The 13,367-nt window shown below is 68.3% G+C and carries 10 protein-coding genes, 1 tRNA gene and 1 pseudogene; 3 read left to right on the top strand and 9 right to left on the bottom strand.

Translation table 11 applies throughout. The annotated features are described in order from the left end of the window. Window positions 1–8 precede the first annotated feature (8 nt). Window positions 9–86: pseudogene (locus ACWEPL_RS36180) on the top strand (cellulose binding domain-containing protein); the annotation flags it as partial. Window positions 87–117: 31 nt separating this feature from the next. Here the strand turns inward: ACWEPL_RS36180 and pknB are convergent. From pknB to ACWEPL_RS36145, 7 genes are all read right to left on the bottom strand, one after another. After that, a complete protein-coding gene (pknB, locus tag ACWEPL_RS36175; protein WP_452438862.1) occupies window positions 118–1,992 on the bottom strand; it encodes a Stk1 family PASTA domain-containing Ser/Thr kinase in 1,875 nt (624 codons plus the stop codon). An 83-nt stretch (window positions 1,993–2,075) separates the two neighbouring features. Next, on the bottom strand, window positions 2,076–3,425 hold the full coding sequence (locus tag ACWEPL_RS36170) for a serine/threonine-protein kinase (RefSeq protein WP_355203177.1): 1,350 nt from the start codon (window positions 3,423–3,425) through the stop codon (window positions 2,076–2,078). Window positions 3,426–3,446: 21 nt separating this feature from the next. Next, window positions 3,447–4,907 (bottom strand): peptidoglycan D,D-transpeptidase FtsI family protein, encoded by a 1,461-nt coding sequence (locus tag ACWEPL_RS36165; RefSeq protein ID WP_363977469.1) that lies wholly within the window; start codon window positions 4,905–4,907, stop codon window positions 3,447–3,449. Next, window positions 4,904–6,322 carry an FtsW/RodA/SpoVE family cell cycle protein gene (locus ACWEPL_RS36160; protein ID WP_363977466.1) on the bottom strand — a complete coding sequence of 473 codons (1,419 nt, stop codon included), beginning with the start codon at window positions 6,320–6,322 and terminating at the stop codon, window positions 4,904–4,906. Before ACWEPL_RS36160 ends, ACWEPL_RS36165 begins: the two co-directional genes overlap by 4 nt. Beyond that, window positions 6,323–7,621, bottom strand: coding sequence for a Stp1/IreP family PP2C-type Ser/Thr phosphatase (locus tag ACWEPL_RS36155; RefSeq protein ID WP_452438861.1), 1,299 nt, complete (start codon window positions 7,619–7,621; stop codon window positions 6,323–6,325). Then, window positions 7,618–8,088, bottom strand: a complete 471-nt coding sequence (locus tag ACWEPL_RS36150; RefSeq protein ID WP_350732387.1) for an FHA domain-containing protein FhaB/FipA — start codon at window positions 8,086–8,088, stop codon at window positions 7,618–7,620. Before ACWEPL_RS36150 ends, ACWEPL_RS36155 begins: the two co-directional genes overlap by 4 nt. Window positions 8,089–8,105: 17 nt before the next feature. After that, a complete protein-coding gene (locus ACWEPL_RS36145; RefSeq protein WP_091081864.1) occupies window positions 8,106–8,846 on the bottom strand; it encodes an FhaA domain-containing protein in 741 nt (246 codons plus the stop codon). A gap of 199 nt (window positions 8,847–9,045) precedes the next feature. On the opposite strand from ACWEPL_RS36145, the gene ACWEPL_RS36140 reads away from it, so the two are divergent. Next, window positions 9,046–9,128, top strand: a tRNA-Leu gene (locus tag ACWEPL_RS36140). 327 nt (window positions 9,129–9,455) lie between these two features. Here ACWEPL_RS36140 and ACWEPL_RS36135 read toward each other — a convergent pair. Then, window positions 9,456–10,478: a hemolysin family protein gene (locus ACWEPL_RS36135; protein WP_363977459.1), complete on the bottom strand. Its 1,023-nt coding sequence runs from the start codon at window positions 10,476–10,478 to the stop codon at window positions 9,456–9,458. Continuing rightward, entirely contained in the window at window positions 10,475–11,824 is a 1,350-nt protein-coding gene (locus tag ACWEPL_RS36130) for a hemolysin family protein (protein ID WP_452438860.1), read from the bottom strand. The genes ACWEPL_RS36135 and ACWEPL_RS36130 overlap by 4 nt, the downstream gene beginning before the upstream one ends. A 241-nt stretch (window positions 11,825–12,065) precedes the next feature. On the opposite strand from ACWEPL_RS36130, the gene ACWEPL_RS36125 reads away from it, so the two are divergent. Continuing rightward, window positions 12,066–13,367 (top strand): LCP family protein, encoded by a 1,302-nt coding sequence (locus tag ACWEPL_RS36125; RefSeq protein ID WP_363977453.1) that lies wholly within the window; start codon window positions 12,066–12,068, stop codon window positions 13,365–13,367.

Below are 13,367 nucleotides of genomic sequence, written 5' to 3'. Positions count from 1 at the left end.
GCTCGGCGATCAGCGGCTGGACGGTGACGTGGGCCTTCGCCAACGGCCAGACCGTCACCAACGCCTGGAACGCGACGGTCAGCAGCAGCGGGTCCCCGGGCGGCCCTTCTTCATGTCTCAGTTGCCGTTGCCTCCGAGGCCGTCGTCACCGATCGGGTTGTCGTCGGTCGGCTGGTCGCCGTCGGACGGGAAGTCCGTCTGGTCGTCCGTGGGCGTGTCCGTCGGCACTTCCGTGGTGGGCTGCGGGTTGTTCGTGTCCAGGCCGGGACCTGTGGACACCACGATCGTGATGGTCGTGCCCGGTGCCTGCTTGGCGCCCTCACCCGGGTTCTGCTGGATGACCGTGCCCTCGGGCTGCTCGTTCGCCTGCGGGACGACCCTGGCCTTGAAGCCGGCGGCCTTGATCTGGGCCTTGGCGTCCGCCTCGGTGAGCCCGATCACGCTGGGCACCTCACCGAGCTCCTTGGGCACGTAGAGGGTGACCGCGCCGCCCTTCTCGATCGCCTCGCCGGCCTTGGGACTGGTGTCGATGACCGTGCCCTGCGACTTGCTGGAGACCTTGGTCTTGACCGTGCCGCGCAGGCCCGCGTCCTCCAACGTCTTCATGGCGTCTTCCTGCGACTGGCCGATGAGGCCGTCGGGCACCTTGACCTTCTCCGGGCCCTTCGAGATGACCAGCTTGACCGGGGAGCCCTTGTCGACCTTGGAGTTCTCGGGAGGGTCGGTCTTGATGACGCTGCCCTTGTCGACGTCGTCGCTGTTCTCCTGGACCACCTGGACGGTGAGCCCGAGGTTCTTGAGCTGCTCTTCCGCGTACGCGCGCTCCTGGCTGGCCAGCGACGGGATCGTGACCTGCGTGGCGGCCGGGGTGCCCTTCGACCCGAACACCGAGTAGCCGACCCCGATGAACGCACCGATGATCGCCAGCGGGACGATGATCCACAGCGCGGTCTTGACGGCGTTGTTCCCGCCGCCGCTCGCCCTGCGCCGCCCGCCACGGCCGCCGCCGCCACTGCCACCCTCGTCGTACTCGTAGGGTGGGACCGCGGTGGTGCGCTGCGTGGCCGGGCCCTGTCCCGCCTGGGTCGCGGTCATCATCCGCGTGCCCTGGTTGAAGTTGCCGTTCATGGCCATCGTCTGCGCGTCGGTCGGCATCCCGGACATCGCCCGCTGGATGTCGGCCCGCATCTCGCCCGCGCTCTGGTAGCGGTGGGCGGGGTCCTTGGCCATGGCCTTGAGCACGATCGCGTCGGCCCACGGGGGGATGTCGCGGTCGATCTGCGACGGCGGGATCGGGTCCTCGCGCACGTGCTGGTAGGCGATCGCGACGGGAGAGTCGCCGGTGAACGGTGGCTGCCCGGTCAGCAGCTCGTAGAGCAGGCAACCGGTGGAGTAGATGTCGCTGCGCGCGTCGACCCGCTCGCCCCGCGCCTGCTCGGGAGACAGGTACTGGGCGGTGCCGATCACCTGCGCCGTCTGCGTCATCGTGGCCGCGGAGTCGGCCATCGCGCGCGCGATGCCGAAGTCCATCACCTTGACGTCGCCGGCGCGCGTGATCATCACGTTGGCCGGCTTGATGTCGCGGTGCACGATGCCGCCGCGGTGGCTGTAGTCGAGGGCTCGCAGGATGCCGTCGACCAGCTCGACCGCGCGCTCCGGCAGCAACCGCCGGTCCTGGCGCAGCAGGTCGCGCAGCGTCCGGCCGTCGACGTACTCCATCACGATGTACGGCACGGGGGTGCCTTCGGTACCGTCTTCGCCGGTGTCGTAGACCGCGACGACGGCCGGGTGGTTCAGAGAGGCGGCCGATTGTGCCTCGCGGCGGAAGCGGGCCTGGAAGGTGTGATCGCGCGCCAGGTCGGACCGGAGGGTTTTGATCGCGACTATGCGGTCCAGCCGGATGTCTCGGGCACGATACACCTCGGCCATGCCGCCGCGCCCGACGACACCGTCGAGCTCGTAGCGACCTCCGAGTAGCCGAGGCTGAGTCATTTCCTGCACTGTCCCTTACCGTTCATCTTGGGTACCGGCCTGCTCGGGGGGCCGCCGGTGTCCATCATCGACCCCAAAGCGCATCACGTCTCCTCCTTGGGCGGGTTTGTATCACCCGGGTCCGGCGAGGCGGTGGGTGTCGGAGTTTTGGGTGTAGTGGTGGGCGTTGGGGTCGGTGTGGGCGTAGGGGTACGGGTGGTCGGGGTCGGTTTCGGTGTCGGCTTCTTGGTGGGTGTTGCCGACTTGCTTACCGTAGCTGACCGCGAGGGTATAGGCCTCGGTGACTTCACCGGAACCACGGAAGGCCGCTTGGTACGTCTTTTCGTGGGCGAGGGTGTCGCCCGGTCCGGCGGCGCCACCGCCGACTTGGTCGGCTCGGCCACGTCCGGCGTCGGCTGCGTGGGCTGCCGGTCGGCGAACGTGATGGCGCTGAGCCCCACCGCGGCCGCGCAGCCCGCGGTGGCCACCAGGGCCAGCGTCCTCCTGTGGCGCTTTCCCACGGCCGGCTCCTGCGGCGTGGTGGCCGAGTGGAGGTGGTCCGTCTCCTGCTCGTCCTCCGGAGCCGGCTCGCGTACCCGGAAGCCTCCCGGGTCGGTGAGCATGCTGAGGTCGGCGCCCTGCTCGGCGCTGGCCAGCGACTCGCGCAGCAGGTAGGCCCGGTCGGCCACCTCCAGCGCCGAGGCCGGGCGCCGCGCGGGGTCCTTCGACAGCAGCGACATGACCAGCTCGCGCACCGGCGCGGGCACGTCCACCCCGAGAGGCGGCGGGTGCTCGTTGAGGTGCTGCAGCGCGATCGCCACCTGGCTGTCGCCGCGGAACGGCGTGCGCCCGGCCAGACACTCGTAGGCCACCACGCCCAGCGAGTAGAGGTCGGTCGCGGGAGTGAGCGGGAATCCCTGGGCCTGCTCGGGGCTGACGTACTGGGCCGTGCCCAGCACCGTACCCGTCTGCGTGACCGGAGCCGCCTCCAGGGCCCGCGCGATGCCGAAGTCCGTGACCTTGATGGTCCCCTCCGAGGTGACCAGCAGGTTTCCCGGCTTGATGTCGCGGTGGATGATCCCGGAGGTGTGCGCGGCGTGCAGCGCCTTGGCCGTCTGGCCCACCACGTCGAGCGTCACCTCGGGCCCGATGGAACGGTTGCGCGCCAGGATCGCCGACAGCGGCTCGCCGTGCACCAGCTCCATCACGAGATAGGCCAGGTCGCTCTGCTCGCCGTAGTCGAAGATCTGCGCCACTCCCGGGTCGGCCAAAGCCGCGGTGATGCGCGCCTCGTTCCTGAACCGCTCACGGAAAGTGGGGTCGGCGTAGATGTGGCTGCGCAGGATCTTCACCGCCACCTCGCGCCCGAGCAACTCGTCACGGGCGCGCCAGACCTCCCCCATACCGCCTGTGGCGATGCGGGAGATCAGGAGATAGCGGTTACGGAGCCGCATGACCCAGCAGGTTACCGTCACTCACTTGTTCAGCACCGCCTCCAGCACGGCCTTTGCGATCGGCGCGGCGGTGTGGCCGCCGGTCGCCTCCGCACCGACGTTGGCAGCACCGGACTCGACGATGACCGCCAGGGCCACCTTCGGATCCTCGGCAGGCGCGAAGGAGATGAACCAGGCATGCGGTGGCTGGCCGTCGGCCGTCTCCGCGGTGCCCGTCTTACCCGCTACTTGGACGCCTGGGACCTGCGCCAGGTTTGCGGTGCCGTTCTGGACGACGCTGACCATCATCTCACGCAGCTTGCCCGCCGTCTCGGAGCTGACGGCTTCCGACAGCTCCTCGGGGTCGGCCTGGTTGATGGTGTCGCCCTTGGCGTCGGTGATCTTGTTGACCAGGTACGGCTTCATCACCTTGCCGTCATTGGCGATGCCCGCGGCGATCATGGCCATCTGCATCGGGGTCATGCGGTTGCTGCGCTGCCCGATCGAGGCCATGGCCAGGGCCGCCTTGTCCTCTTCCGGGCCGAAGTCGCTGGCGGTGACCGACATCGGCACGGCGACCGGCTGGCCCATGCCGAACTTCTCGGTCTGCTCCTTCATCTTGTCGTAGCCCAGCTCCATGCCGATCTTGCCGAACGGCGTGTTGCAGGACTTCTCCAGCGCGTACGTCAGCGTGACCGAGCCGGAGCCGCAGGCCGCGCCGCCGTAGTTGGGCAGGCTGATGTTCGTGTTGGGCAGCGGCAGCCGCTGCGGCGCGTCCACGGTGGTCTGCGGCCCGCGCGAGGAGTCGTCCTCCAGGTAGGCCGCCATGGTCACGACCTTGAACGTCGAGCCGGGCGGGTAGGTCTGCGCGATCGTGCGGTTGAGCAGCGGCTGGCCCTTTTCCTTGGCCAGCTCGTCGAAGCGGGGGAAGACCTTGCCCTTGTCGGTGCCGGACAGCTCGGTCGGGTCGTAGGTGGGCAGCGAGACCATCGCCAGGATCCCGCCCGTCTTCGGGTCGAGCGCCACGAGCGCGCCGCGCTTGCCGCTCTGCCGCAGCGCGTCGTAGGCCGCCTTCTGCGCCTTGGGGTTGATCGTGAGATCGACGTTGGCGCCCCTGGTCGGCTCGCCGGTGAACAGGTCGATGCTCCGCCGCAGCAGCAGGTCGGCGCTGGAGCCGTTGAGCAGCTGGTTCTCGGACCTCTCGATGGCGCTCTCGCTCTCCGGCGAGAAGAACCCGGTGACGTGGGCGTAGAGCCTGGCCTCGGGGTATTGCCTGAGGAACTTGAACCGGGGGTCCTTGGTCTCGACGGACTGCGCGAGCACCTTGCCGCCCGCCGTGATCCGGCCGCGCTCGATGGCGTAGCGCTCGTAGAAGTTGCGGGTGTTGCGGGCGTCGCCGCGCAGGCCCTCCGCTTTCACCGCCTGCAGGTAGTTCACGTTGATCATCAGGAGCGCGAACATGGCCAGGCAGGCCACCGCCACGCGCTTCAGAGGGCTGTTCATCGCTGGAACACCTGCGTCAGTCCTTCGTTCTGGATCGCCTGGGGCGGAGGCCGCCGGGCCGCATCTGACATGCGTACCAATAGCGCGATAAGGATCCAGTTAGCCAGCAACGCCGAGCCACCCTGGGACATGAACGGGGTGACCAGGCCGGTCAGGGGGATGAGATTCGTCACACCGCCGACGATGATGAAGACCTGCCAGGCCAGGATGAACGACAGGCCGCCCGCCAGGAGCTTGGAGAACGGGTCGCGGGCCGCCAGCGAGGTGCGCAGGCCGCGCTCGACCAGCAGGGCGTACATCATGAGCAGCGCCATCAGGCCGGTCAGGCCCAGCTCCTCGCCGGTCGCGGCGAAGATGAAGTCGGAGAACGACAGCGGGATCAGCTGGGGGTTGCCCTCGCCGAGCCCCGTGCCCAGGATGCCGCCCGCGCCGAACCCGAACAGGCCCTGCATGATCTGGAAGCTCTTGCTGCACATCGGGTCGCCCGGCGGATCCTTCAGGCAGACGGGGTCGTTGCCGTAGTAGATCGGGTTGCTCGGATCGAGCCAGGCGTCGAAGCGGGCGCCGACGTGGTCGAAGACCTGCCCGGCGAGGAAGGCGCCGCCGACGAAGAGGAGCACGCCGATCAGCACCCACGAGGTGCGCTGGGTCGCGATGTAGAGCATCGCGATGAACGTCCCGAACAGCAGCAGCGAGGTGCCCAGGTCCTTCTCGAAGACCAGGACGAGCAGGCTGAGCCCCCAGGTGATGAGGACGGGGCCGAGGTCCCTGGCCCTGGGCAGGTCGATGAAGAGCAGCCGCCGCCCGGCCAGCGCCAGCACGTCGCGCTTGGCCACCAGATAGCCGGCGAAGAAGACGACCAGCGCCAGCTTGGCGAACTCGCCCGGCTGGATGGAGAAGCCGCCGATGCGGATCCAGATCTTGGCGCCCTGCACCTCGCTGAGGCTGCCCGGCAGTAGCGCGGGGATGGCGAGCAGGACCAGGCCGACGGCGCCCGCGGTGTAGGTCAGGCGCTGGAGCATGCGGTGGTCACGCAGCACGACCAGGGTGATCGAGAACATGACGACGCCGAGACCCGTCCACATGATCTGGTTGGTGGTGGACGCGCCGCCCATCTTGGCGGCCTCCAACCGGTAGATCATCACCAGGCCGAGACCGTTGATCAGGGTCACCAGCGGCAGGATCAGGGGGTCGGCCCAGGGGGCGAACTTCGCCAGCACGAGGTAGGCGGCCAGCATCAGGCCGCCCAGACCCAGTCCGTACGCCAGCATGCCCGCGGGGACCTTGCCGTCCACCGCCAGGCCCACGTTGGCGTAGGCCCCCATGACGATCAGCACTGCCAGAGCGAGCATGACGAGCTGGGCCATGCGGCGCTTGGCCGGCATCGGGACGGGGGAATCTGCGACTTCGCTCATTTACCGTTGCTTCGTCTTGGTCGCGCTCACGGTTGGCGTGGGCGACGAGCTGGCGGTCGTGGCGGGGGTGTCGCTGCCGTCCTTGTCGTCCTCCTGGGCGAACTTCAAAGCGTTGATCTTCGTCATGCCCTCGTCGACATTGGTGACCGGAATGCCGCCCTTGATCATCGCCTGGTCGGCATCGGACAGCTTGGAGAGCTGCCGGCCCGTGGCCTTGGAGACCTTGAAGAGCTGGAAGGGACCCAGCTCTCTCTGGACCCCCTGGAACACGACCACCTCGTCGCCCCTAGCACCGACGAAGAACTGGTCCTGGGTCCACTGATATCCAAAATAACCGCCGACGCCGACGGCGACGACGCCTATGCCGAACACGGTGACCAGCACGGGCCACACACGACGACGCCTGCGCCGGGGCGCCTCGGCGACCGGCTCATCGAAGTCGTCGTCGGTGAGGACCGGCTGGGGCGCGGTCACCGCGCTGGCTCGCCCCGGATGGGTCTCCTGGGGGTTGCCATGCAGCCGGGTCATGCCGGCGGCCCCGACGATGGCGGCCTCGGCGGGCACCTGCTGCCCGTCGCTGATCTCCACCACGTCGGCCAGCACGCAGGTGATGTTGTCGGGCCCGCCACCTCTGTTCGCCAGATCGATGAGCTGGCGCACGACCTCTTCAGGATCGTCGATGTTGGTGAGCGTGGCGTGCAACGTCTCCGCGCTCACCACGCCCGACAGGCCGTCGGAACACAGCAGGTAGCGGTCGCCGATCTGCGCCTCGCGGAGGGTCAGGTCGGGATCGACCTCACCACTGCCGTCGAGCGCGCGCAGCAGGATCGAGCGCTGCGGATGCGTGGCCGCCTCTTCCGGCGTGATGCGCCCGTCGTCGACGAGCTGCTGCACCAGCGTGTGGTCATGGGTGATCTGGTAGAGCTCCCCGCGCCTGAGCAGGTAGGCGCGCGAGTCGCCGACGTGCACCAGAGCGACCTGGGTGCCGTGCCAGAGCATGGCCGTCAGAGTCGTGCCCATGCCTTTGAGGCTGGGATCCCGCCCCACCATCTCGTGCAGCTTGCGATTGGCGTCGCGTACCGCTGCCTCGATGGCGTTGAGCAGGTCACCCCCCTGTTGGGCCTCTTCCAGAGAGGCCATGGCGGCGATGGCGACTGAGCTCGCCACCTCGCCGTGTGCGTGCCCGCCCATACCGTCTGCGACGGCGAGCAGGCGGCCGCTAGCGTACGCCGAGTCCTCGTTTCCTTCGCGGAGGAGGCCGACGTCCGAGCGGGCGGCGTAGCGGAGTGCGATGGTCATTTGCGCAATTCAATGACTGTCTTGCCGACGCGGATCGGAACACCGAGCGGCACCGGGGTCGGGCGGGTGACTTTCGAGCGGTCGAGATACGTGCCGTTGGTGGACCCAAGATCTTCCACGATCCATTGACCGTCCTGGGGAAAGAGCCGGGCATGCCGGCTGGAAGCGTAGTCGTCGGTGACTACCAGCGTGGCGTCATTGGCCCGGCCAATGGTGATGGGCGTCTCCGTGAGGTTAATGGTGGTGCCCTGCAAGGGGCCACCGGTAACGATGAGCTGGCGTGGCTCGCCCTTTTTGTTCTTGGGCTTCGCCGCCGGTTTGGTGGGTTTCACGCCTTTGCGTGGACCCGCGGGAGCCGTGCGTGAACCGAACAAGTCAGTCCGGATCACGCCGACTGCGGCAATGACGAAGAACCACAGCACCGCCAGGAAGGCGAGCCGGATCAGCAGCAGCGTGAGCTCGGACATGGACCGCTTGTCTACCCCTAATCGCGCCGGAACACCAGAGTCGTGCGCCCCAACGTCACTCGCGTGCCGTTCTGGAGCTCGATCCTGCGTACCGGCTGGCCGTTGACGAAAGTGCCGTTGGTGGACCCGAGATCGACGAGGGCCACCGTCTGGCCCTCGACCCGCAACTCCGCGTGGTGTCGCGAGACTCCCGGATCGACCAGACGAAGATCGCAGTCGGTGCCCCTGCCGAGCAAGGTCACCGGAGTGGTGAGCTCGTAGGAACGGTCGCCCTGCGGGTCGTCCTGAGTGGAGACGAGCAGCCTCGGCCGCCCGTTGAAAGCGTTCGGCCTCGACGGAGGCAGGTCGCTCGCCGGCTGGCGAATCTCGTCCTGCTCGACCGTCGCGCCGCGGATGACGCCGGACCTGATGCGGAACAGCCCCACAGCCAGATCGCCGGCGGTCTCGAAGCGGACCCGGACCGGTCCCACAAAGGAGTAGCCCTGTTCCTTGGCGTACTCCCTGGCAAGGTTGGCCAGCTCGTGACTGATGCTGTCGGCGTAGACCTCAAGCCGTTCGCTGTCGGTCGTGGACAGCTCAACCACGAAGTCGTTGGGCACAAGCGTGCGACCTTGAGCGACGATCGCCGCACGCTCATCCATCTCCCGCTGAACCGCGCTGGCGACCTCGACCGGCTGAAGGTCAGATTTGAACGCCCGCGCAAAGGCCCCCTCAACCAAGCCTTCGAGCCTTCGCTCGAAGCGCTGAAGGACTCCCACCGGGTACCTCCCTTCCTCCGTGCATATGATCGCGGCCCCCAGACGCGTCCGGCGCCCGGTTCCCGCTCGTTCCACGTCACGGCATCCCTGGCGCTCGTCGGCTGTCGCGCCCAGCTCCTCCGCTCCCGTGTCTTATGCGATCGTATCCGGGTTCAGTACCAGTGGCTGTTCCGTGCTAGTGTTCTTTCCGCACCCACAAGGGCGGGTGGCGGAACGGCAGACGCGCACGGTTCAGGTCCGTGTGTCCGAAAGGACGTGAGGGTTCAAATCCCTCCTCGCCCACTCGGTGACTGGGGACTCTTGGTCGCAAGCTTTTGGCTTGCTCCCGTGGGTCCCCTCGTCATTTATCCCGGGGGATAACCCCCGGACCCCCAGCGTTTTTCCGGGGGAGGTCCCCCGGACCCCCCTATCCGGGAGTGGGCTCCCGGACCCTCCATCGCCGCTGGCGCTTCTGTCTTCTGTCATGGCAGACCCACACTGGCGAAGTGTTTGATGGATCGCAAGGGGGGCTGTCTCTCTTTTCAAGAACCTGTTGGTAACGGGCGTGCCGTGTTTTGACGGTACGCCCGTTTGGTTGCAACCGGCTTTCGGGTGACTTGTCGGTGTGTTTTACGTCACAGTGGCTAGGGTTCTGGTGTCCAGGAGTTCACCCAAGAGGTCTGTGAGGCTCACCATGCCGATTACATCGCCAGGTTGAGCTGTTACCAGGGCCAGGTGGGCTCTTGCCTCCTGTAGGGCCGTCACCGCCTCCGGGACCTGGGTTACGCACGGGAGCTTCGGCAGCGGGCGGCAGAGGTCTTCTGCCTTGCTTGTGGGCTGCAGGAGGGCGTCTCTTGCGTGGAGGGCGCCTCTCACGTCGCCTGGCGTGCCTACCAGGAGTCTGAGGTGGCCGCTCCTTGCCGCCGCTTCCTTGATCTCCTTCGCGTTCGCCTGGGGTGGGACCATGACCGCTTGGCCTATGGGGATCATCAGGCGTTCAATGCCCTCGTCGTCCAGGCGGAGGGCGCGGGTCAGGAGGTCGTGTTCGTCGCGGTCCAGGAGGCCCATGCGGCCTGACTCGCCCACCAGCATGGCCAGCTGGCGGGGGGTTCTGGTGGTGGCCAGCTCGTTCCTGGGCTGGACGCCGAACAGGCGCAGGATGAGGTTGGTCAGGCCGTTCAGGGACGACAGGAGCGGGCGCATCACCCAGGTGAAGGCGCGGAAGGGGACGGTCAGCAGCAGGGCCGAGCGTTCCGGGTGGGTCAGGGCCCACGACTTCGGCGCCATCTCGCCCACCACCATGTGGACGAAGGTCACCAGGGCCAGGGCGATCGTCAGGGCGATGGGCATGCGCAGGGCCTCCGGGACGCCGAGGGCGGCGAAGACCGGCTCCAGGGTGTGCTCGATCGCGGGCTCCGTCACCTGGCCGAGGCCCAGGGTGCACAGCGTGATGCCCAGCTGGGCGCCCGCCAGCATGAGGGAGAGCTGCTTGGTGCCGCCGACCGCAGACCTGGCCGCCAGCCTGATCAGGCGGTTGTTGCGGGAGGCGATCTCCTCCAGGCGGTGGCGCCTGGCGGAGACGAAGGCGAACTCCGCGGCCACGAACAGCGCGTTGAAGACCAGCAGGGCGAGGCTGACGACGAGCATGGTCATCGGGCCGCCTCCGCGTGCTGGACGGGGGCCACGCGGACCCACTCGGGCACTCTGCGGTTGAGAGATATCACTGTCAGCTCTGCCAGGTGTTCCTGCTCGTCCTCTGCGAAGGGGTCGGTGTCCTGTTCGATCGGCACCGTCACCGTGTCGCCCTCGTCGGGCATCCTGCCGAGCTTGGCCAGAACGAGGCCCGCGAGGGTGTCGTAGTCGTCGCTCTCCGGGAGCGCGACGCCCGTGGCGCGCTCGACCTCGTCGAGCCGCAGCGTGCCCGGGACCTCCCAGATTCCGCCCGGGTGCTCGACCACGCCGGCCGGCTCCGGGTCGTTCTCGTCGACCAGCTCGCCGACCAGCTCCTCGGCCAGGTCCTCGACCGTGATCACGCCGGCCAGGCCGCCGTACTCGTCGATGACGCAGGCGATGTCGTCCTTGGCCACGCGCATCCGGTCGAGCACGGCGGGGAGCGGGACCGAGTCCGGGACCAGCAGGGCCGGGCGGGTGATGCTCGCCATCTCGCCCTCCTGCAGGCCCGATGAGAGGAACTCGCGTACGCCCGTCACGCCGATGACGTCGCCGTCCTCGTTGATGACCGGGTAGCGGGAGTGGCCGCAGCTGCGCATGATCTCGATCAGGTCCGAGATGGGCTGTTCGGAGCGCAGCACGACGACGCGCGGGCGGGGGACCATGATCTCCTCCGCCGTGCGGTCGCCGAACTCCAGGGCCCGTTCCAGCAAATCGGAGAGTCTCGGGGGGAGTTCGCCCGCCATGGTCGACTCCTCGATGATGCGGGAGAGCTCCTCCGGCGTCGCGCCGTGCTCCACCTCCTCCACCGGTTCGATGCCCACGCGCCTGAGCAGGCCCGTCGCCGCCGAGTCGAACAGCTTGACCACCGGGCCCACCACGGCCAGGTAGACCAGCGTCGAGCTCGCCAGGAACTTGGCCACCGGCTCCGGTCTGGCGATGCCCAGGTTCTTGGGCGCGAGCTCGCCCAGGACCATCTGGACCACGGTCGCCACGAAGACCCCGATGGCGACCGAAAGTCCGGTGATCACGGTGTCGGACAGTCCGGTGTCCGCCAGCCATGGTCGTACGATCGTGGCGATCGCGGGCTCGGCCAGGAAGCCGACCAGCAGTGCGGTGACGGTGATGCCGAGCTGTGCGCCGGAGAGCATGAAGGAGAGGCGGGACGTGACCTGGAGCGCTTTTTCGGCGGCCTGGTCACCCGCCGCCGCCTGCTCGCGGAGCAGGGCGCGGTCGGCGGCCACGAAGGCGAACTCCTGAGCGACGAAGTAGCCGGTCGCCGCCGTGAGGAGGATGAGGGCCAGCAGGCCCAGATAGGCGCTCACCATGGTGAGCTCTCAGAGGAACCCGTGCTGGCGCACGGGCAAAGACTCCACGGGTCCGGAGCGGACACGATCTTCCCTTCGATAGAGGTCGTCCATAACCGTAACGATGCTGGTGGCATCTATGTTTCCGTGGTGACTCTTCCCTGGTTCTGCGTACTTTTCCATGGGAAAACCTTGGCCGAGTGTCTTCACTGGTAAGGGGTTCGACGTAGCGTTTATGACACACCGAAGGGAAGAAGGCGAAGTGTCTGAGGACGACCGTACGCGGGCCATGCGCTCACCAGGCGACGGCCGCCCGCTGCCGCCGAGGCCAGGTGACGGCCTGCGTGCCGGGGGAGCGCCTGCCCACCAGGTCCCGTCCGCGCCCCCTGGGGGGCCGGGCGCGCCCACGCACAAGCTGCCTGTGGCCCCGCAGTACCCCGAGCCGGGGTCAGGCGCCGCCTCTCCCGGCTCCGCCCCGGACGAGCCGGCCCAGGGGCGTTCGCGCGTGTACGGCCGGGCTCGCTCCGGCGGCGGCGGCGGTGGCCCCGTCAAGCCGCTGCGGTCGAGGAGCGGCCCCTCGGACCCGTCGAAGCCCCGCAGGCGGGTGTCCGGCAGGACGATCCTGAAGATCGTCGGCGGGCTCCTGGTCGTGCTGCTGGTGGCGGGCGTGGGCATGCTCTTCTGGATCAACTCCAGGATCGCGGGCATCGACGGCGTGCTCGACGACTATCCGGGCCGTCCCGCCGACACTCCCGGCACCAACTGGCTGCTCGTCGGCTCCGACAGCCGCAAGGGCCTGTCGGCGGCCGAGCGCAAGAAGCTCGCCACGGGCCGGGCGACCGGCGGGAACCGTACGGACTCGATGATGCTGCTGCACATCCCCGAGGGCAGCGACAAGCCGACGCTGGTCAGCCTTCCGCGCGACCTGGCCGTCGACGTCCCGGGCAAGAGGCGCGACAAGCTCAACGCCGCCTACAACGGCGGGCCGCAGCTGCTGGTCCGCACCGTGGAGTCGGTCACGGGCGTGTACATCGACCACTACATGGAGATCGGGTTCGCCGGGTTCGTCGGCATCGTGGACGCCATCGGAGGCGTCGAGATCAACGTACGGGCCGCCGTGGACGACCCGAAGGCCGGGCTCAAGCTGAAGAAGGGCACGCAGGTGCTCAACGGCGCCCAGGCCCTGGGGTACGTACGGACCCGCAAGGGCGGCGCGCTGCCCGACTTCGAGCGGACCAAGCGGCAGCGGCAGTTCCTGGGCGCGGTCGTGAAGAAGGCGGCCAGCCCCGGAGTGCTGATCAACCCGTTCACGTCGATCCCGCTGGCGATGAGCGCCACGGACGCGGTCTCGGTCGACGGTGGCACGGGCGCCTTCGACCTGCTGTCGCTGGGGCTGGCGATGGGCGACAGCCCGGTGACGACGGTGGTTCCGTTCGGCGGCACCGAGCGGCTCGCGGACGGCGGCGAAGCGATCAAGTCGGACCGGCCCAAGGCGCTGGCCCTCTTCAACGCCCTGAAGGAGGACAAGCCGGTGCCCAAGGACGTCATCGACACCGGCAACTAG

It is taken from the genome of Nonomuraea sp. NPDC004186 (assembly GCF_053603495.1).
Note: the sequence above shows the minus strand (reverse complement) of the source record. Positions and strands in the feature narration are given on the sequence as shown.

Excerpts from the sequence above, each read along its gene's own strand:
- pknB (WP_452438862.1), bottom strand. The coding sequence starts at position 1,992 with ATGACTCAGCCTCGGCTACTCGGAGGTCGCTACGAGCTCGACGGTGTC.
- ACWEPL_RS36170 (WP_355203177.1), bottom strand. The coding sequence starts at position 3,425 with ATGCGGCTCCGTAACCGCTATCTCCTGATCTCCCGCATCGCCACAGGC.
- ACWEPL_RS36165 (WP_363977469.1), bottom strand. The coding sequence starts at position 4,907 with ATGAACAGCCCTCTGAAGCGCGTGGCGGTGGCCTGCCTGGCCATGTTC.
- ACWEPL_RS36160 (WP_363977466.1), bottom strand. The coding sequence starts at position 6,322 with ATGAGCGAAGTCGCAGATTCCCCCGTCCCGATGCCGGCCAAGCGCCGC.
- ACWEPL_RS36155 (WP_452438861.1), bottom strand. The coding sequence starts at position 7,621 with ATGACCATCGCACTCCGCTACGCCGCCCGCTCGGACGTCGGCCTCCTC.
- ACWEPL_RS36150 (WP_350732387.1), bottom strand. The coding sequence starts at position 8,088 with ATGTCCGAGCTCACGCTGCTGCTGATCCGGCTCGCCTTCCTGGCGGTG.
- ACWEPL_RS36135 (WP_363977459.1), bottom strand. The coding sequence starts at position 10,478 with ATGACCATGCTCGTCGTCAGCCTCGCCCTGCTGGTCTTCAACGCGCTG.
- ACWEPL_RS36130 (WP_452438860.1), bottom strand. The coding sequence starts at position 11,824 with ATGGTGAGCGCCTATCTGGGCCTGCTGGCCCTCATCCTCCTCACGGCG.